Genomic DNA, 17,642 nt, shown 5'->3' with positions numbered 1-17,642 from the left:
CGTCCTCAAAGACTGCGGCGCGGGTAAAATCACAAAAAGCGCGTCGGCTAGCTGCTCGCCGCTTGCTAGCAAGGATTTTAAGCTTGCTTTTGCGAGTCGTTACCGCCTGCGTAAATACGCCCTCGCTGCCCTTAATTAGGATGTTTTGCTAAATCACGCAGCCTGTTTTGCAACAAAATTCGCCATAAAATTTTCCCTGATTTCGCCAAAACGGCGGGCGGATAAATTTGCTACGAAAGGTAAGTCAAATTTGCGTCGCCGTTTGTAAAAATGCGTAAAATTTAACAGGCAAAAGCTCAAATTTGCCCTGCCGGTCAGTATTTGCATCCTATCTCAAAAACTCGGCTAAAATTTGCATCCCAGGAACGATAAATTTTGATTGAGAGACTTTAGCGGCACAGAAAACGTTAGCGTGTTTTAGGGGGGGGGTTCCTCTACTTGCAGCCGGGAGCGCGGCGAATCAAAAAGGCTTTATATCTTGGTCGCAAAAACTAGCTTTTGCTTCGTGCGTCGCACCGGCAACTACGAGTAGTTAGTTTGCAAAGCGCCAAAAAGCAAGCCCAATTAACGTCAAATTTAACCGCCTCGCGGCGAGCCGGTCAGCCAAATTTAAGTCCGCAAGCTTAAATTTTAAGATCAAGATGCTGAAAAAGCGGCGACGCCTGCGGGAAGTCGTTAGCCGCGACGTGCTCCTCGGAACTTTCTCCGTCCTCATTCTCGGAGTCTGCGTTTTCGCCCTTTTGCTCCGAGGCGAGCTCGCCTTGCTCCTGCCTGCCCTTTTGCTTTTCGTGCTCGTTTTCGGGATCGATTTTGTAGGTTTCCTCGGTCGGTCGCACCTCGGAGACCTCTTGTTTTTCGTCGCTTGCCAGCGATGCGGCGGCGAGATTTTGCAGGTCAAATCTATTTTGGACGTCGGCGACCTTGCTTGAGACCATATTTACGTTTTGATTGATAAAAATCGTGTTGCCAAGGGGTGTTACAGCCATTTTCGCCTCCTGTTTTTAGTCATGCTTCGTTAGTAATATCGTCTTAAAATTAATATAATTTACATTTGCGCCGCTCGTAATTTTGACGTTGTTACGTTTGGTAAAATCAACCTCGTACGTCCCGCCGCCTTTGACGCTAAAATTTACGCAAATTTTCGCCGCAAACCTCAAAATTTCCTCGCTGGGAGCGCTTTTTGCGGTTTTGATGATGACGTGCGCGGACGGCAGGTCTTTTAGGTGCATCCAGACGTCGTCTTTTTTCGAGTTTTTTAGCAGCCAGACGTTGCCTTTTTCGTTGCGTCCGATGCTGATTTTATAACCCTCGACATAAAAATCCTCGACGTTTTGATTTTGCTCTTTTTGCTTTGCGGCGCGGGCTTTTTTAGGCGCTAGGATCTCTAGCTCTTCGGCGCTTCCCGCTTCATTTACGAGCGTTTGTAAATTTGATAAAAACTCCAGCTTTTCGGTCAAATTTTGCCGCTCGATGATTAGACCCGCCGCCTTTTGCTTTAGCCTTTTTGCTTTGGCAAACATCGCATTTGCGGCGATTTTAGGACTATCATCCAGCACGAGACGCACCTCGCCTCGCTCGAAATCATTTAGCGTTACCTCGCGCTCGTAGTCCTTTAACGCGTGTAAATTTGATAGAATTAACCCCGCGTTTTTGCTTAAAATTTCGCTCTGCGCATTTAGATCCGCTTCGTTTTCAAGGCCCGATAAAATTTCGCTTAAATTTTGCATTTTGCGCTCTATCGCGGCCGATTTTACGGCGCGCAGATTTTCTAGCTTTGCGTTATTTACGCGCTTAAATTCCTCGCTAAAATACCGCTCAAAGTCCGTTATCGGCGGTGTCTCTCGCTCTTTTATCATAGCCGGCGGCAGCTCAAGCAGCTCGCGCCCCGGTTTTATCACGCGAAAATTATTGTCTATATGGCGCAAAGCCTCGACTATGACGCCTTTTTCGTCCGTGATGATCGCATTGGTAAAACGCCCCGTAAACTCCAAAAACAGGCTCGAAGCCAGGCTCTTATACGAGCCTTGGAATTCGCACTCCAGCTTTAAAATTCTATTTCCCTCGGGCACGCTTAAATTTAAAATTTTAGCTCCCCAGAACCTCTTTTTAAGCGCGACGTCAAAGGGCGCTTTGTACTCTTTGACGTTTAGAAAACCCTGATTTGCGTAGATCGCGGAGTCAGATTTGCTAAGGTCGAAAAATAGCTCAAGCTCGCCGTCAAACTGGATAAATATCGCCATATCGCCCGCGCGCCTGATTGCGGTTATTTTTTTAAATTTGCCTAGAAAAGATTGTATTTGTTTTAAATTTGCGTATTTCATCGGCTAATTATAAAATTTTAAAATTTTAGCTAGCTTAAAAATACGACTAAAAAATAGAAAATGGCCATAATCTATAAATGCGTTTTAGTAGCCCTGTCATCAAAAATAACTATTTCTCAAAGTGCTAAATTTAAGCTCTTTTTGCAAGCGTCTTTTCCAGTTCATTGCTCAAATTTTGCCTTTGCTAGCCTCCGTTTTTTGACGCTAAGCATATTTTTTATGCTAAATGCGAGCTTAAAACAAGGTTATTTGAAGTAAAATTCGTAAATTAAATCTTACCGCGTTAAAGCAGTCCTCAAAGCCTTCTTTTATATATTTTTGACTTAGCCTCGCAGCGATATACCGGGCTTGAGTGATGAGCTTGGTATGCGTAAATCACCGGCTTTAAGGAGAAAATTTGAACCGAAATTTAAACCCCTTAAAGCATTTGTAAAGACTGCTAGAGATGTTTTGCATCACCGGCTTTATTTACGTTTTCGCCAGCACACGGTGAAATTTTCCGTATTTTGGTTAAAACCGAATTTTTCTAAAAACGGCACTCCGTCTTTGTTTTTGCCGATCGGCGTGATAGCCCAAGTCGTGGTGTGGGCGAATTTTTTATTAAACGCATCCATCAAAGCCGTGCCGATGCCCTTTCGCTGATACTCTTTATGCACCATAATGCCGTAAAGCCGGGACGTAAAGGCGTTGTCTCTATCGCTAAATGCGTCTAAAACGCCGACGGTTTTTTCGCCGATTTTGGCGGTAGCGACGTAGTCGAAATTTCGAAACATATCATAATGGCTCCAAAGCGGCGCGGCATCAATGTATTTTTGCTCCGTCCAGCCGATACTTAGTTGGATTTCGTCGATGTCTCGCGGGTTAAAATTCGCGCTGTTTTCTAGGATAACGAGACCTTGCGGCAGCTCTTTTTTAGGCTTTTTGGTTATCTCATAGGACAAAGGATCGATCCTTCGCTTTCTCCAGCAAGTGGTAAAATTCGGCGTTTCGTTAAAGCCAAATTTTTCCAGAAAAGCCACCCCGTCTCTACTTTGAGTAATCGGCGTGATAGCCCAGGTTGTGGTGTGGGCGAATTTTTTATTAAAAGCGTTCATAAGCGCTCTGCCGACGCCCTTTTTTTGATAATCTTTATGCACCATAATGATGGAAAGATAGGATGTCGCGAAGTTATCCCTATCGGCAAATGCTTCCAGTACGCCGACGGTTTTTTCGCCGATTTTGGCGGTAGCGAAGTAGTCGCAGTTTCTAAACATATCATAGTGACTCCAAAGCGGTGCGGCATCGATGTATTTTTGCTCAGTCCAGCCGATACTTAGTTGGATTTCGTCGATATCTCGCGGGTTAAAATTCGCGCTGTTTTCCAAGATAACTAAATTTTCCATCTGCTCTCCTTTAAAAATGTCTGCGAATTTTAGTCCAAAAACGCTTGAAAATATCTTACGTCTTGATAAGCATTGTCAATACGCGTCGCGCTCGCTCCAGCATAATGAGAAATTTTATGATTTTTCGCTAAAATCGCTAAATTTTAAAAACGCGCGGCATCCGCAAAAAAGGAAAATTTATGCAAAACTCAAAGCAAACCATCACCGAAAAGATTTTCAGCGAGCACGTAGGACGCGAGGTTTTCGCGGGCGAGATCATCGAAAGCGACATCGACATGGTCATCGGCAACGACATCACGACTCCGATCTCCATCAAGCAGTTTGAGCGAAGCGGCGCGACGAAGCTCGCCAACCCGGACGGCTTTAGCGTCGTGATGGACCACTACATCCCCGCCAAAGACATCCTAAGCGCCAACCAAGCCAAAATCAGCCGCGATTTTGCGTATAAGCACGATTTGAAAAATTATTTCGACGAGAAGGATATGGGCATCGAGCACGCGCTACTTCCTGAAAAAGGCCTCGTGGTACCTGGCGACGTCATCATCGGCGCCGATAGCCACACCTGTACGCACGGCGCTCTGGGAGCCTTTGCCACGGGCATGGGCAGCACCGACCTAGCCTACGCGATGATAACGGGCAAAAACTGGTTTAAAGTGCCTCCGACTATCAAAGTGATCTTTCGCGGCAAACTTGACCGCCACGTCTACGGCAAGGACCTCATCCTAGAGATCATCCGCCACATCGGCGTGGACGGCGCGCTGTATAAGGCGCTGGAATTTACGGGCGAGACAATAGAGAACCTTGACATGGACGGGCGTTTTTCGATGTGTAACATGGCGATCGAGGCCGGCGGCAAAAGCGGCATCATCGCGGTCGATGAAACTACGAAAGAGTTTTTAAAAGGTAAAAATTTACGCGCCGAGCCGAAGCTGCACTACTCCGACGAGGGCGCAAACTACGAGCAAATTTTGCAGATCGACGTTAGCAAGCTCGATCCCGTGATCGCCTATCCTTTTTTGCCAAGCAACGGCAAGAGCGTGCGCGAGGCGGTGAAAGACGACATCGCTATCGATCAGGCCTTTATCGGCAGCTGCACGAACGGCAGACTCTCGGATCTGCGCATCGCGGCTGAAATCCTAAAAGGCCGCAAAGTAGCGCGCAAAACCCGCCTCATCATCACGCCGGCGACACAAAAAATCGCCCTGCAAGCGCAAAAAGAGGGGCTGATGGATATATTTGCCGAGGCTGGCGCAGTCGTGAGCAACCCAACCTGCGGCGCATGCCTGGGCGGATATATGGGGATTTTGGGCGTTGGGGAGCGCTGCGTAAGCACGACAAATAGAAACTTCGTCGGCCGTATGGGCGATCGCACGAGCGAGGTGTATCTGGCAAACTCGGCCGTAGCAGCGGCGAGTGCCGTCGTAGGTAAAATTGCCGATCCGCGCGATCTTTAAAATTTGACGGCTTGTCTTTTTTCTTTATACATCGTTAGAAACTCGGTCGGCTTCGGTCACGGACGACTAGTCCGCTCCCTCGCCTCCGTCGTTTCCGCCTCGTCTAAAGAAAAAATACTTCGCCTTATCGTTTTACGCTCAAATTTGAAGTAAAATTTGCAAATTTGAGTCTCCGAGATCCGCATCGCGAAAACGTAAATTTGAATACGCAGCTCGTTAGCGCCAAATTTAACCTGCACGCAGTGCAGCAACTTCTCACGTGCAGTGGGGTTGGAGAGGGCTTGGGAGAGGAAGGGGCGACGCTTCGTAAGTAGGTCTGCTCGCAGTTACGAGCCGCAGGCGAAGTAAAGCCCTTTCCTCTCCCAAAAGAAAAGAAAAGAAAAGCCAATTGATCCACTAAAGAACTTTTTACTCTGTTAGTACTTGTAGCTATAAAACAGTGCAGAAAATTTGCATTCAAATTTGAGTCGCCGAGACCCTCACCTTGAAAATGTAAATTCGTTACACTCAAATTTAACTAAAAATCCGCGACGCTTTGCGTCAGCAAAGCTATGTCGCCACCTCTCACGTGCAGTGGGGTAGGTGGGGGTTTCTGCGTCGCTGCGCTAGCAGCTGCAAGCAGACGGGGGCGGGTCTGCTTTGCAGTTGCGAGGCAAAGCCGAAGCAAAGAAAGGCGACGCTCTACTTTAGCTTCACTACGTTCGCTACCGTCGCCCTACGGGCTTGAGACCGCTTCGCTCGTAGCTGTAAACAGAGCGTAAGTAGGTCTGCTTGCAGTTACGAGCCGCAGGCGAAGTAAAGCCCCTTCCGCCTCCCAAGAAAAAAAGAAAAGTAGATACAAAAGGGAGCTCTTTTGCTTAGCTTCACTGCATTCGCTACCGTTGCTACACTCGCAACTGCTTCCCCAAAAGCTGCGAATGCAAAGCATGAAGCAGAGCAGAGCACAATTCAAGTCCCTCTCTTAACAAAAAAATCAAGATATTAAAATACAGCAAAAAGAAGCCAAAAATTCAAATTTATGACTCTTTGCGTCGGCAAAACGATTCAGAAAATTTTACATTCAAATTTGAAGTTAAATTTGTAAATTTGAGCCACTGAAACTAGCATCAAAAAATAAAATTTAACTTCGCCGTATCGGCAAATTTAGCGGTCTTTATCCTTTAAAACGCCGTTATCGTCGCCAAAAGTCCGAAAATTATTTCCGGTAAATTCGCAGCCGCTAGCGGGTAGTCCCTTTTGACTTTTAGCAGGTCGTAGCTAGTCCAGATCGTGTAGTTTATCGCTGCGGCCAGAGGCTGGATAAAAGGCGTCTTGTTGCCCTCAAGGTTGCCCATTATCTGCGGGATGTAGGAAATATACATAATGACCGATAGGCGCGTGCCTATCCAACCTAAAATTTGCAAATTTTTCTCGCTCATTTTCTCTCCTTTAAAATCCGCATTATACTATTTTTGGGGCGCGGCGGGTGCATTTTGGTAAATCAAAGCCGTTTTTAGCTAAAGTTAGCCTTATAATTTTGCTTAAGGAAAAAAATGAAAACCTGCGTCATCTTAGCCGGAGGCAAAAGCTCGCGAATGGGCCGCGACAAAACATTGCTGCCTTTTGGCGGATTTGCGACGCTCACGCACTACGGAGCGCATAAATTCGGGCGGATTTTCGAGCGCGTATTCGTTAGCTCCAAATTTGAAAAGTTTGACCCGCCCCTACCGCTCATCAAAGACGCCGACGCAAAGGAAATTTCGCAGTTAAATTTAGCTCGCGCATACGAAAAAAAAGTAAATTTGCAAGATTGCGGCGCGGATATTTTTTCAAAGCAAAAGCCGAATTTAACCAAGAGCGAAGCGGATAAAAGCGCGCTCAAAAACAGCGATGCGGAGCCGATGCGCGCTCAAATTTCAAAAAAGCCGTCGCCTGACGATAATGCGGGCAAAACGCCGAATTTTTCACATTGCGACAATGATACGGCGCAATCGCAAGCTCGAATTTTATCGCAAAATATTTCAAATTTGATTTCAAAAAACGACAGCGCGCTCGTTTCGGATTTGGAGCAAAGCGGACAAGAAAATAAAATTTTATCGCCGCAAAATTTACCTGCCTCGCAAATCGCAAACGAGCGAGCAAATTTGAGCGTAGAGCCCTTTTCTCCGATGCTGGCTCTTTACAGTATCCTTAGAAATTTTAAAAACGAAAGCGTCTTTATCGTCCCGGCCGATATGCCGTTTGTTAGCGAAGAGTGCGTGCGCGAGCTATATAAATTTGCCGGCGAATACGATATGGTTATCGCCGCAGACGATTCGCACGCGCACTCGCTTTGCGGGTTTTTCAGCGCAAATTTAGCGGACGCGGCGGGCGAGCTTTTTGCCGCGGGCGAGCACAAGATCGGGCTTTTGCGCAGCCGTTGCCGCTGCAAGATCGTAAAATTCGTGCACGCAGACGAATTTTTCAACATCAACTATCCAAGCGACTATGAACGAGCTTTAAAAGAAGGGAAAATATGAGAATTTTTATCATTTTAATAGCGATTTTGATAAATTTGGTCGTGGCAAGCGAGGCGAGCGCCGCAGAGCAAATAGCGCGGAATTTAACAAGCGCCAAAGAAAGTGAGCTTGACCGAATTTCGCAAATTTTAGCAACCAAGCCGAGCGAGCAAAGCGCGTTTTTGGCGCAAGAAAATAAGCCAAATGGCACGCAAAATCAAACGGATGCGAACCTTGCCCGGCAGACTCAAGGCCACGGCGCTATGCAAAACGAAACGCAAATTTTGACCGCCGCCTCGACCGCGTATAAAAATTTTAAAGACGCTACAAACGAGAAATTACCGCCAAATTCGACGCTGCAAAATGTCGCTTTAAACAAGCGACTCGCGCAGATGCCGCAAGATGAAAACGCCGCGCAAACCGCTCGAATTTTAGCGGCCAATTCAAACGCAAAAGCCGAATTTGAGCTGCAAGACGGCAAGCAAACCTCGGTGCAAAATGCTACAAAAAACGATCAAAAAACTTCGAATTTAACGAGCTACAAAAGTGCTGCGATTAGCCGGATCGCACAAAATTCAGCAGCAAAAATCGACGAGCGACATAAGCAAATTTTAGCGGCAAATCCGAGCAAACAAGCTGAGAAAAATTTAGCGCGTTATGACGAAAAAGCCGAGCGAAATTTAGCAAGCGAGCAAAACTCCCAAGTCACGCCAAGCGCGGCAACGACAACCGAATACTTAGCCCGAGCGCCTGCAAATTCGGCGATAAATTCGGTCGCCGAAACGACCGTCAAAGACGAAGCCAAACGCCTCTACGAAGCCGCCGTAAAGCTCGAGCACGAAGGCGATAAAACAAGAGCCTTGCAGCTTTATAAACTGGCGGCTAAAAAAGCGATATTTACGGACGAGGACGGCGAAACGGCCGCGATGGAGCGCTACGTGATCGCGCCCTCAGATAGCGTAGCGGACGCGCCCGTAGAGGAGCGAAAGATCGCCGTCAAAGAGCGCGCGGGAGCAAAATTTGAAAGCGGCGAGGCATACGACGTGGACGAAATTTTAGGCCTAAAAATGCACCACCTAAACTACCTCCTGCCCGCGACCTACACGCTTAATCGCTTCGAAGATAGGCGCCGATTCGAGACCGCTTTTCAGATCAGCTTGCAAAAGCCGCTGTTTTACGACGTGTTTGATATGAACGAAACGATCTCGGCCGGCTACTCGCAAAGCTCGTGGTGGCAGACGGCTAAGGCCTCGACGCCGTTTCGCGAGACCAACTACCGTCCCGAGATATTCGTGACCTTTCCGACGAGATTTGAGGCGATATCTAGCCTTGACTACCTGCGTGCGGGACTTTTGCACGAGAGTAACGGCCAGGGCGGCGAGAAGTCGCGCTCATGGAACCGCGTCTATCTCGAGGCCAAATTTTACGCCGGCAGCCTCGTCGTGATCCCGCGAGCATGGGCGCGCATCCCCGAAAAAAGCGCGGACGACGACAACCCGGATATCGAAAAATACCTCGGCAACATAGACGTAAATTTCGCCCTGCCCTACCGCGGTCATATCTTTACGGCGATGGTGCGAAACAACCTGCATTTTGATAAAACCAACCGCGGCGCGGGCGAGCTTGGGTGGCTGTTTCCGTTTGGCAAGAGCGGCGTCTACGGCTACGTGAAGTACTTCACAGGATACGGCGAGAGCCTCATCGACTACAACCGCCACACCGATAAAATCGGCATCGGCTTTGCGATTTTGAAGTGATTTGCGAAGCTTGGTTAAATTTGCGCACCCGACGGCCGGGCGTTTTTGTCGGCTTAAATTTTATTTTTGACAAGCCGAGCCTTAAATTTAGGCGCAAATTCGGATTGACCGAGTTTGATTTACGGTTTAAACTTCAAGCTCGGCGCACTTTTATACTCGCTAAATTTACGCCGGGCATAACCCTGACCGCGATGATACCGAGCGCAGACGAGCTTGATACGCGGGCGGCAGATTTAAATTTACGCCCGTTTCGCGCTAACGGCGCCAAACGAACGGCAGGGGACCGGCTCTGCAAATTTAAATGACTTTTTTAAGGATTTTAACCCGCGCATTTTCTATGAGCTTTTGTATGATAAATAACTGCACGGTAGAGATCATACCGGCTAGCGCAGACGCTACGGCGCTGCTTTCGCCTTGCAGCCTCGCGCTAAGCGTTTTGGCGCTGGACGGCGCGTCGATATACGCAGCGATCGCCGGATTAGCTTCGGCTAAATACCGCTTATTTCATCTGCTTTTAGCTATTTTTTAGCGGAGTATGCGCGGCTTTTTATAGGCGGTTGGCGGATTTGGCCGAGTCGCCGATTTTTCATAGACCTATTTTCGCTAACGGCTATGATGTTTATTTCGGTGCCTATTTTCGGAGCGACTATTTGCACGCGAGATTTGCCGTTCAGGCTACTGGGATATTTTTGGCCAGGCGGTTTGCGTCATAATAATAGCCCGCAAGTTAGGGAGTTTGAGTTAAATTTATAACGGCGACGGAGCGACCCGTCGTATAAAAATCGCTCCGAAATGCTTAAATTTACAACCAAATTTAGTTTAGCCGATAAAGCGTATTTTTGCCGTCCTGATAGGATAAAATATTCATCGCTCCGTCTTTAAAGAATATGCTTCTAGCGTTTGTTATCTCGCTCGGATAAGCAAGCGTCTTTACGATCTCCTCGGTTTTTGGATTGATGATCGCGATAACGTTGTGATTTTTGCTAAGCGCGTAGAGAAAGCCGTCTTTATAAGTCATCGACGTGACGTAAAGATCGCCTAGGCTCTTGCCCTCTTTGAGCGCGGCTTTTGGCGTAAATTCGCCCGAAAGCGTGCGGTCGCTCAATAAAATTTTAGAGATGACGAACTTTTGCGCGTCTTTGTTGTTAGGCACGGTGGCTAGGTAGCAGTACGTCCCGTCGGTAGCGATGCTTGCTACGTGGTGAAATTTAGCTCTGACGGTGTCGATCCTGCTGCGCCCGAGCCCTTTGCCCTGCCCTTCAAATTTATCGTTACCGCGCACGAAATCGGCGTATTGAAGCGCTTCGTCCGCGTTAGGGTTTTTGGCAAATCTCAAAAGCGTCTTGTTTGAGCCCATGAGCATGTATTTATCGCCCATAAACGGGATCACGCCGATGATCGGATCGACCGTCGCCGAAAAGTACGGATCGATCTCAAAATCGCTCGTAACTTTAAAATTTTCATCCATGAAAAACACTTCCCACTTCGAGCTAGCGACGAATTCGCCGTTTATGAAATCAAGAGAATTTATAGGCTTAGCAAAGCTTATATCGTTCTTTGAGGCGATGCTTAGATTTTCATCGACCGCCAAAGGAGCGTTGGTCGGGTCGTTGTCAAATTTCACACCTAGCTTCTCTCCAGCCGGAGCAAAGGCGTAATCAGGCGCGGCGACGTCTCTTTTGCCCAAAAACGACACCCTTTTCCAGTGATTTTTATAGCCGCTATCGTCCCAGATGATGTATTTCGGATCAAGCGTAAAGCGCACCGGATCGCCCTGTCCGTAATAAGGCGGGATGCCCGTGCTAACGAAAGCTTGAAATACGTTTGAGGCGATTATAAATGCGCAAACGATAAAGGCCGCGCGAGTAAAAGAGCCGAATTTTCTAATCGTATCGCCGCCCATCTCCTCTTCAAGCGCGCTAAATTTGGGCGCAAAGAAAAATATAGCCCCAAGCAGCACTACCACCGCCCAAAACACCACCTCTGCCCAAAAATAAGTATGGATACCGAAAACCGCGAGCCCAAAGCCCTGATCGAGATCTCTGTGCGCGTGGATACCGAAGTGCGCAAAGGACTGCCATAGTCCAAATCCAGTCATCACTAGCAGCATAGCTAAGTATTTAGCCTTTAGCCCGTATCTAACGATAAAAAGAGCCATCACGCCGATAAAAATCATAGCCTCGCGCTGCCCCCAGCACAACGTGCACGGGCTATCTTTTAGCACGTAGCCGAAAATCAGGTTTGCTATACCTACCGGCAAAAGGATGATCAAAAATCCCGCCAAGCACATAAGTGCATAGAAAAATTTTGCTTTTTTGATTTCGTTCATACCGCGGCTCCTTATAGGTTTATCGCCGTGAGCAGATTGCCCGACTTGTGCCCTACATACAGATACGCCATAAACAGCCATGCAACCACGACCAAACCGAATGCGATCTTTTCTTTTTGCGGTTTGGCTATGATGATTATCACGGCCACCAAAACTAATAAAAGCTGTAAGAATTCCATCTTTTCTCCTTATCGGTAATATTTACGAGGTTAATTTTATCCCAAAAAAACTTAAAATAATTATTAATTTTATAATTTAAATCATCTTAGCAAAGCCGCAAATGACAAATACTCCAAGCCCCAAACTAGCGTCAAATTTATATTATTTTTTGCATTCAGGCGCTAAATTTGAGCTCAAATTTGCCGTAAAATTCGGCGCCAAAAATCAAAAAAGGCAAAATAATAACCGCAAAAGCTCTTTATGCATCCGCTCGCTTTAGATCGCTACTGCTTAGCATTTCTGGCGTGATACTCGGTAGCGGCGCAGTTTGGGACACAGGCGCGTTTAGAGCGGATATTTTCGCGCTGGCGCTGCTTACGACGCTGCCGTTTCAGGTACTAAGCGACTACGCCAACGACTACGGCGACGCGGTAAAGGGCACCGACGACGATGGCAGACTAGGGCCGCGTCGCGCTATCCAAACGGGACAGATGAGTGCCGCCGAGATGAAGCGCGTCATCGTCGCTACGGCGCTGCTTTCGCCTTGCAGCCTCGCGCTAAGCGTTTTGGCGCTGGACGGCGCATCGATATACGCAGCGATCCGCTACGCCGTGGGCGCCGACGCATACGGATACCTGGGGCTTGGCGACATTTTCGTGTTTTTGTTTTTCGGACTTTTGAGCATGCCGGGCTCGTATTTTTATACGCGTGCTCGCTCGATGCGGCACTGCTGCTGCCGGCATGCGCGTGCAGGATGCTAAGCACCGCGGTGCTAAATCTCAACAACATGCGCGATATCCAAAACGACGCGCTCAAGGGTAAGCGCACGATCCTCGTGCGTATCGGACTGCGCCGGCTAAGCGCTATCACTTCGCACTGATCGCGGGCGGAGCGGGGCTAATGCTCTGCTACTCGTTTTTGCGCGGCGAGCCGGGCAAAAAATTACTTTACATAGCGAGCTTTGCGCCGCTTACTTGGCACCTATTTTCCGTCTTACGAGTGCGAGAGTGTCGCGATTTCGACGGGCGGCTAAAGGTCGTGGCGCTCAGCACGTTTGCGATGTCGGCGCTGTTTTTCGTCGGGGAAATTTTAGGCTAAATTCGGCTTGACGGCGATTTTACCGTTTTGTATGTGCGGATTTGGGCGAGCAAGCGTTGTTTGATCTGCGAGGCGTTTGCGTGCGCAAATCGTCCCAAGCCAAAGTCGCTCGTAAATTTTAAAAATTTGAGCTTTAAATTTACAAATTTTACGGCCGCGTCACGGACTTTAGGAAAAGCCTTTACGAAAACAGCCCTGACTCGCGCGGAAAATTAGCAAGCGAAATTCCGCTTTAATTTAGCGAATTTTAACATACGACTTGCATACGAACGCTAAATTTAAGAAACTTATATTTGAAATTTAACCGCGTCCTCAAGCGGTGTTGCAAATTTATCGCCGATTTTTAAACGCTATTTTTGCAAAAAGCGAAGCATAAAAAATACCGTCGAATTTATTGTATCAAATTTTAAATTTTGCTTAAAAGATAAAACAGTCTAAGCAAATTTTGTCATCGACATGCCGAAAATCAAAACTCGAGATTATGCAAATTTACCTCCTTTTTATGCATATCGTTGGCGGATAGCAACCCAAACGCTTGCGGATTTTAAGGCGCGCAAAAGTAAAAGTTGGCAAAAAATACCCGAATTTAAAATCCAAAGTAGCGTTTTGAAGCGAAAATTTGAGCAAATTTTGCCGAAAATTCCGCATTTTTGTGATTTTGTCAAATTTACGCATGCCGGTAGAGCCGACTTTCCCGAACGCAAAAACTCATCTTGTCATTTTCGCAAGCAAAAACGAGCTAGGCAGCGGACTCCGCGATAACGGACGCGCTTTACCGACCTTGCAAACCAGACGTTTTCATTTAGGAGCAAAATTGATAAACAAGCTAAATTTTGTCCGTTTAAATTTAAAATCTAGCTTATCTGGCTAAATTTGATGCGTTTTAAACGGTGCAGTCTGGTTTCACCGATCCTTCGTGCAAACAGCTTGGCTTGCGACATATCCGCAGAAACCAACCCCGCACCCCGCCCTCGCTTCTGCACCGCCCGCATAAGCAAAGCCATACCGCACGCCATAAATACGGCTCAAAATCGGCCAAATCCTCGCTCCAAACTCAAATTTCGTTTAAAATATTACAAAAAAGCTATATATTTACTTTTTTTAAATAAACTTGCGAAAAATCACAAGGAGAAAAAATGAAAAATTTAATCAAATTTTCGCTAGCCGCAGCGCTCGCAGCGAGTTTTGCAAATGCTACGGTTTATGAGGCGGACGCCGTTCATAGCAACGTCGGCTTTAAAATCAAGCACCTAAGCATATCAAAAGTCAGCGGAAATTTCGGCAAATTTGACGCCGTGATCGACTACAACAAGGACGCCAAAGAACTCAAAGCGCTCGAGGCCACCATCCAGACCGCCTCGATAAATACGCAAAACGAAAAACGCGACGCACACCTGCAAGGCGCCAATTTCTTCGATGCGGCGAAATTTGACAAAATCACCTACAAAATGGTCAAATTTGAAAAAGAAAGCGATACCGAGGGCAAGGTCGTGGGCACGCTCACGATGCACGGCATCACTAAACCCGTGGTGCTAAAATTCGAGCTTGGCGGCTTCACGACGGATCAAAGCGGCAAGGAAAAAATCGGCTTTAGTCTAGAGGGCGAAACTAGGCGCAAGCTCTTTGAGATCGGGATGGATACCTCCGAGGCCGCGCTATCTGACAAGGTCGAGCTAGAGATCGAAGTCGAAGCTAAAGAAAAATAAGCCCGAAATAAGCCCGTTCCTCGGGCTTTGGCTTGCATTTTTGTTAAATTTGACCGATTTTGGCTAACGGCTCTTGAGTTTTATTAAATTTAATAAACCAAACAGCATACGTCATAGGCGCAAAACCCGCCCGCCGAAAACTCGAACGCAAAATTTGATTTTATTTTGGATTTTTCCGCCGCAAATTTTACCGAGCTTGCTACCTAGGTCAAATTTGACGGGCATTGTTTATTTAAATTCTCTTTGCTTAAATTTAAGCTAAATTTGATACCTATGCTTGTTAAAATACAGCGAAAATATTTCAAACTATGACGTTTTGGCGAAATAAATTTGCAAGCTCGTAGCAACAAGCGCGCCAAAGCGCCTCGCCGAATTTAAATAAAATCCGTAAAATGCAAAAAATCGCACCGCAAAGGTGCGGGTTTGGCAACCGAATAAAGTAAAATCCGGCACTCAAAACACGGATAAGACCGTCTCGCTTCGTCAAATTTTACCCGCAAATTCTAAATCCGAAAAGACAAATTTTAAAGCCTCGGCTTTATGCCGCACAAATTTTAAGCGCAAATAAAGCAATATCGCGGACGCGGCGGACGCGCGAGTAAAAATTTCAAAATACTTCGCAAAACTTCGGGGCTAAGCGAATTTGCAATAGCGCCGAATCGGCCGACAAGCCTCGAAAAAGCTAAATTGATCAAAAAACTAGAGAAATTTAGCCGTCAAAAACGAGCTCGGACTCGAAAGCATACATATAAATCCGCCTAAAGCGCCGCAATTCCCCACAAACGACCGGCAAATTTAAACCGCTCTAACCGCAAAAGACGCCAAACCGTCTAGGCCTGGACCGAGCACGTCTAGCGCTGACTCGCTAAAAGTCTGAAGCGACCGGCAAATGTCGATACCGGCATCAAACGACCGGCAAATTTAAACCGCTCTAACCGCAAAAGACGCCAAACCGTCTAGGCCTGGACCGAGCACGTCTAGCGCTGACTCGCTAAAAGTCTGAAGCGACCGGCAAATGTCGATACCGGCGTCAAGCGGCCGAGTAAATTTAAGCCGCCTTAGCCGCCCGAAAACGACGCCGAGAATCTTGTCAAATTTAACCGTCCAAGCATCAAAGCCCACAAATGCCTGCCGCATTCACATAGCCGGCGTAATTTTACGATTTACTCATCCGTCCTACCAAATCGCCGTATCCGCCGAATCGGTAGGGAAATCGCGGCAAGACAAAAACGAGCAAACCCCGCGAGGCATCCTCTCTAGCTCGCAAAAACGCGCCGAGCGGCTAAGCAAAACGAAGTCAAGCGGGCAAGTCGGCAAATTCGCCCGCCGAACCGTCATAACAAAGCGTAAATTTACCCCTTGCGTCCCAGCAAATATAGCCTCAAGGCCTGCTGGGCGGTCATTTTTAGGTTGCGCGTCGCGGTTTGCTTCTCCATCGCCTCCTCCAGGCTCACGGGCTCGTTTAATACGCTAAAAAACGCATCGATACCGTTTTCGTTACAGCTGCCGGCGCACGGCGTCACGCTACCTGCTAGCGCGATGACGGGCTTGCCGTATTTTTTGGCGATCTTCGCTACTCCGGTCGGGGTCTTGCCCATCGAGCTTTGAAAGTCCAGTCGCCCCTCGCCGGTGATGATTAGATCGGCGTTTTTTATATCCTCTTCGATGCCGATCTCCTCCATGATGATGTCGATGCCGGGCTTTAGTTTGGCGTTTAGGTAGCTAACGAACCCGTACCCCAGCCCGCCTGCCGCGCCCGCGCCCTTAAAGTTCCAAAATTCGCTTGAAAAGTGCTCGCTCGTCGCACTCGCAAAGCTAATGAGCCCGGCGTCCAGATCCTTTACCATCTGCTCGTCCGCGCCCTTTTGCGGGCCGTAGACGTAGGCCGCGCCGTTTTTGCCAAAGAGCGGGTTATCCACGTCGCAAGCGATGAGAAACTCGCACTCTTTGAGCTCTGGCGCTACGTTTTTGGTTGAAATTTTGGTGATTTTGATGAGATTTTCGCCTTTGCCTTCAAGCAACTCGCCGTTTTCGTCAAAAAACTCGTATCCCAGCGCGCTTAGCATACCCGTGCCCGCGTCATTCGTCGCGCTGCCACCGATGCCCACGATAAATTTACGCGCGCCCTTGCCGATCGCATGTAAAATCATCTGCCCAAAGCCGTAAGTGCTCGTTTTCATCGGGTTTCGGCGCTCTTTTTCTACTAGCATGAGCCCGCTGGAAGACGCCATCTCCAGGATACCCAGCTCGCCTGCTAGCGCGTATCTGGCAGGGATCTTTTCGCCGAGAGGATTTTGCACGATGACGTCGATAAATTCGCCCTCTAGCGCATCCGCTAGCGCCTCCACGCTACCCTCGCCGCCGTCTGCGATAGGCTTAACCGTTACCTCGCTGGTCTCGCCGGCCAAAGCTTCGATACCCTCTTTTACGGCGTTGCCGGCTTCGAGGGAGCTGAGAGAGCCCTTAAATGAGTCGATTGCTATTAGTATTTTCATCTGTTTTTCCTTTTTTGTTAGCGGTTCGTCTTTTTCCTTTATACTTCGTTAGAAATTTCGCCGAAGCTCGGTTACATACTACTTGTATGCGCCCTCGCTCGGCTCATTTCCACCTCGTCTCCTCGTAGCAAAGTTTAGCTTCACTGCGTTCGCTACTGCAAGCAGAGCGTTACGAGCGCTTGCGCGAAGTAAAAAGAAAAAATACTTCACCTTAAATTTTACGGTCTGATTTTATCAAATTTAGTTTAAAATCGCGAGCCGAATTTGGCTTCATTACAAATTTAAAAACGTGCTGCGCGATAGCGCTATCGCACCCCTTGAACGTGCAGTGGGGATGGTGGGGGTTTCTGCGTCGCTGCGCTAGCAGCTGCAAGCAGACGGGGGCGGGTCTGCATCTAGCAGTTGCGAGTGCGTAGCACGACGCAAAGGAAGGCGACGCTTCGTAAGTAGAATCCCCTTCCGCC

Annotated in this window: 14 protein-coding genes and 1 pseudogene; 7 read left to right on the top strand and 8 right to left on the bottom strand. The window is 47.8% G+C overall.

Annotated elements, in window-relative coordinates; translation table 11 throughout:
• Window positions 1-623: 623 nt before the first annotated feature.
• From CRECT_RS01065 to CRECT_RS01055, 3 genes are all read right to left on the bottom strand, one after another.
• A complete protein-coding gene (locus tag CRECT_RS01065; protein WP_004319670.1) occupies window positions 624-986 on the bottom strand; it encodes a hypothetical protein in 363 nt (120 codons plus the stop codon).
• A 15-nt stretch (window positions 987-1,001) separates the two neighbouring features.
• Window positions 1,002-2,321, bottom strand: a complete 1,320-nt coding sequence (locus CRECT_RS01060; RefSeq protein WP_004319701.1) for an NFACT RNA binding domain-containing protein — start codon at window positions 2,319-2,321, stop codon at window positions 1,002-1,004.
• 464 nt (window positions 2,322-2,785) lie between these two features.
• Window positions 2,786-3,703, bottom strand: coding sequence for a GNAT family N-acetyltransferase (locus CRECT_RS01055; protein WP_004319683.1), 918 nt, complete (start codon window positions 3,701-3,703; stop codon window positions 2,786-2,788).
• A gap of 179 nt (window positions 3,704-3,882) precedes the next feature.
• Between CRECT_RS01055 and leuC the strand changes: the two genes are divergently transcribed.
• Window positions 3,883-5,157 (top strand): 3-isopropylmalate dehydratase large subunit, encoded by a 1,275-nt coding sequence (gene leuC / locus CRECT_RS01050; RefSeq protein ID WP_004319759.1) that lies wholly within the window; start codon window positions 3,883-3,885, stop codon window positions 5,155-5,157.
• 1,160 nt (window positions 5,158-6,317) lie between these two features.
• On the opposite strand, the gene CRECT_RS01045 is transcribed toward leuC, so the two are convergent.
• Window positions 6,318-6,575: a membrane protein gene (locus CRECT_RS01045; protein ID WP_039888238.1), complete on the bottom strand. Its 258-nt coding sequence runs from the start codon at window positions 6,573-6,575 to the stop codon at window positions 6,318-6,320.
• Between the two features lie 114 nt (window positions 6,576-6,689).
• Here CRECT_RS01045 and CRECT_RS01040 point away from each other — a divergent pair.
• The 4 genes and pseudogenes from CRECT_RS01040 to CRECT_RS01025 all read left to right on the top strand — a co-directional run.
• Window positions 6,690-6,921, top strand: a pseudogene (locus CRECT_RS01040) (NTP transferase domain-containing protein); the annotation flags it as partial.
• A gap of 116 nt (window positions 6,922-7,037) precedes the next feature.
• Complete coding sequence (mobA, locus tag CRECT_RS13060) at window positions 7,038-7,655, top strand: molybdenum cofactor guanylyltransferase (protein ID WP_227932330.1); 618 nt, start codon at window positions 7,038-7,040, stop codon at window positions 7,653-7,655.
• Window positions 7,652-9,391 (top strand): phospholipase A, encoded by a 1,740-nt coding sequence (locus tag CRECT_RS01030; RefSeq protein ID WP_004319785.1) that lies wholly within the window; start codon window positions 7,652-7,654, stop codon window positions 9,389-9,391. Before mobA ends, CRECT_RS01030 begins: the two co-directional genes overlap by 4 nt.
• A 301-nt stretch (window positions 9,392-9,692) precedes the next feature.
• Window positions 9,693-9,920: a hypothetical protein gene (locus CRECT_RS01025; protein WP_004319776.1), complete on the top strand. Its 228-nt coding sequence runs from the start codon at window positions 9,693-9,695 to the stop codon at window positions 9,918-9,920.
• 285 nt (window positions 9,921-10,205) lie between these two features.
• On the opposite strand, the gene dsbI is transcribed toward CRECT_RS01025, so the two are convergent.
• Window positions 10,206-11,720, bottom strand: a complete 1,515-nt coding sequence (gene dsbI / locus CRECT_RS01020) for a disulfide bond formation protein DsbI (RefSeq protein ID WP_004319693.1) — start codon at window positions 11,718-11,720, stop codon at window positions 10,206-10,208.
• An 11-nt stretch (window positions 11,721-11,731) separates the two neighbouring features.
• Window positions 11,732-11,899 (bottom strand): disulfide bond formation protein Dba, encoded by a 168-nt coding sequence (gene dba, locus CRECT_RS01015; RefSeq protein WP_004319779.1) that lies wholly within the window; start codon window positions 11,897-11,899, stop codon window positions 11,732-11,734.
• Between the two features lie 285 nt (window positions 11,900-12,184).
• Here dba and menA point away from each other — a divergent pair, with 285 nt between their 5' ends.
• Both menA and CRECT_RS01005 read left to right on the top strand, forming a co-directional pair.
• Window positions 12,185-12,640: a 1,4-dihydroxy-2-naphthoate octaprenyltransferase gene (gene menA / locus CRECT_RS12420; RefSeq protein WP_232501111.1), complete on the top strand. Its 456-nt coding sequence runs from the start codon at window positions 12,185-12,187 to the stop codon at window positions 12,638-12,640.
• A 1,473-nt stretch (window positions 12,641-14,113) separates the two neighbouring features.
• Window positions 14,114-14,683 carry a YceI family protein gene (locus CRECT_RS01005; protein ID WP_004319680.1) on the top strand — a complete coding sequence of 190 codons (570 nt, stop codon included), beginning with the start codon at window positions 14,114-14,116 and terminating at the stop codon, window positions 14,681-14,683.
• A 921-nt stretch (window positions 14,684-15,604) separates the two neighbouring features.
• Here CRECT_RS01005 and CRECT_RS01000 read toward each other — a convergent pair.
• Window positions 15,605-15,820, bottom strand: coding sequence for a hypothetical protein (locus CRECT_RS01000; RefSeq protein WP_039888235.1), 216 nt, complete (start codon window positions 15,818-15,820; stop codon window positions 15,605-15,607).
• A gap of 215 nt (window positions 15,821-16,035) precedes the next feature.
• Entirely contained in the window at window positions 16,036-17,178 is a 1,143-nt protein-coding gene (locus CRECT_RS00995) for a glycerate kinase family protein (RefSeq protein ID WP_004319731.1), read from the bottom strand.
• Window positions 17,179-17,642 lie beyond the last annotated feature (464 nt).

Origin of the sequence: Campylobacter rectus, from assembly GCF_004803795.1 — a bacterium.
GTDB classification, from domain to species: Bacteria; Campylobacterota; Campylobacteria; order Campylobacterales; family Campylobacteraceae; genus Campylobacter_A; species Campylobacter_A rectus.
The sequence above is the reverse complement of the archived record's forward strand: the minus strand, read 5'-3'. Positions and strand labels throughout refer to the sequence as shown.

Bases quoted from the DNA above. Each gene is read 5' to 3' on its own strand.
- CRECT_RS01065 (WP_004319670.1), bottom strand. From the start codon at position 986: ATGGCTGTAACACCCCTTGGCAACACGATTTTTATCAATCAAAACGTA.
- CRECT_RS01060 (WP_004319701.1), bottom strand. From the start codon at position 2,321: ATGAAATACGCAAATTTAAAACAAATACAATCTTTTCTAGGCAAATTT.
- CRECT_RS01055 (WP_004319683.1), bottom strand. From the start codon at position 3,703: ATGGAAAATTTAGTTATCTTGGAAAACAGCGCGAATTTTAACCCGCGA.
- leuC (WP_004319759.1), top strand. From the start codon at position 3,883: ATGCAAAACTCAAAGCAAACCATCACCGAAAAGATTTTCAGCGAGCAC.
- CRECT_RS01045 (WP_039888238.1), bottom strand. From the start codon at position 6,575: ATGAGCGAGAAAAATTTGCAAATTTTAGGTTGGATAGGCACGCGCCTA.
- mobA (WP_227932330.1), top strand. From the start codon at position 7,038: ATGCGCGCTCAAATTTCAAAAAAGCCGTCGCCTGACGATAATGCGGGC.
- CRECT_RS01030 (WP_004319785.1), top strand. From the start codon at position 7,652: ATGAGAATTTTTATCATTTTAATAGCGATTTTGATAAATTTGGTCGTG.
- CRECT_RS01025 (WP_004319776.1), top strand. From the start codon at position 9,693: ATGACTTTTTTAAGGATTTTAACCCGCGCATTTTCTATGAGCTTTTGT.
- dsbI (WP_004319693.1), bottom strand. From the start codon at position 11,720: ATGAACGAAATCAAAAAAGCAAAATTTTTCTATGCACTTATGTGCTTG.
- dba (WP_004319779.1), bottom strand. From the start codon at position 11,899: ATGGAATTCTTACAGCTTTTATTAGTTTTGGTGGCCGTGATAATCATC.
- CRECT_RS01005 (WP_004319680.1), top strand. From the start codon at position 14,114: ATGAAAAATTTAATCAAATTTTCGCTAGCCGCAGCGCTCGCAGCGAGT.
- CRECT_RS01000 (WP_039888235.1), bottom strand. From the start codon at position 15,820: ATGCGGCAGGCATTTGTGGGCTTTGATGCTTGGACGGTTAAATTTGAC.
- CRECT_RS00995 (WP_004319731.1), bottom strand. From the start codon at position 17,178: ATGAAAATACTAATAGCAATCGACTCATTTAAGGGCTCTCTCAGCTCC.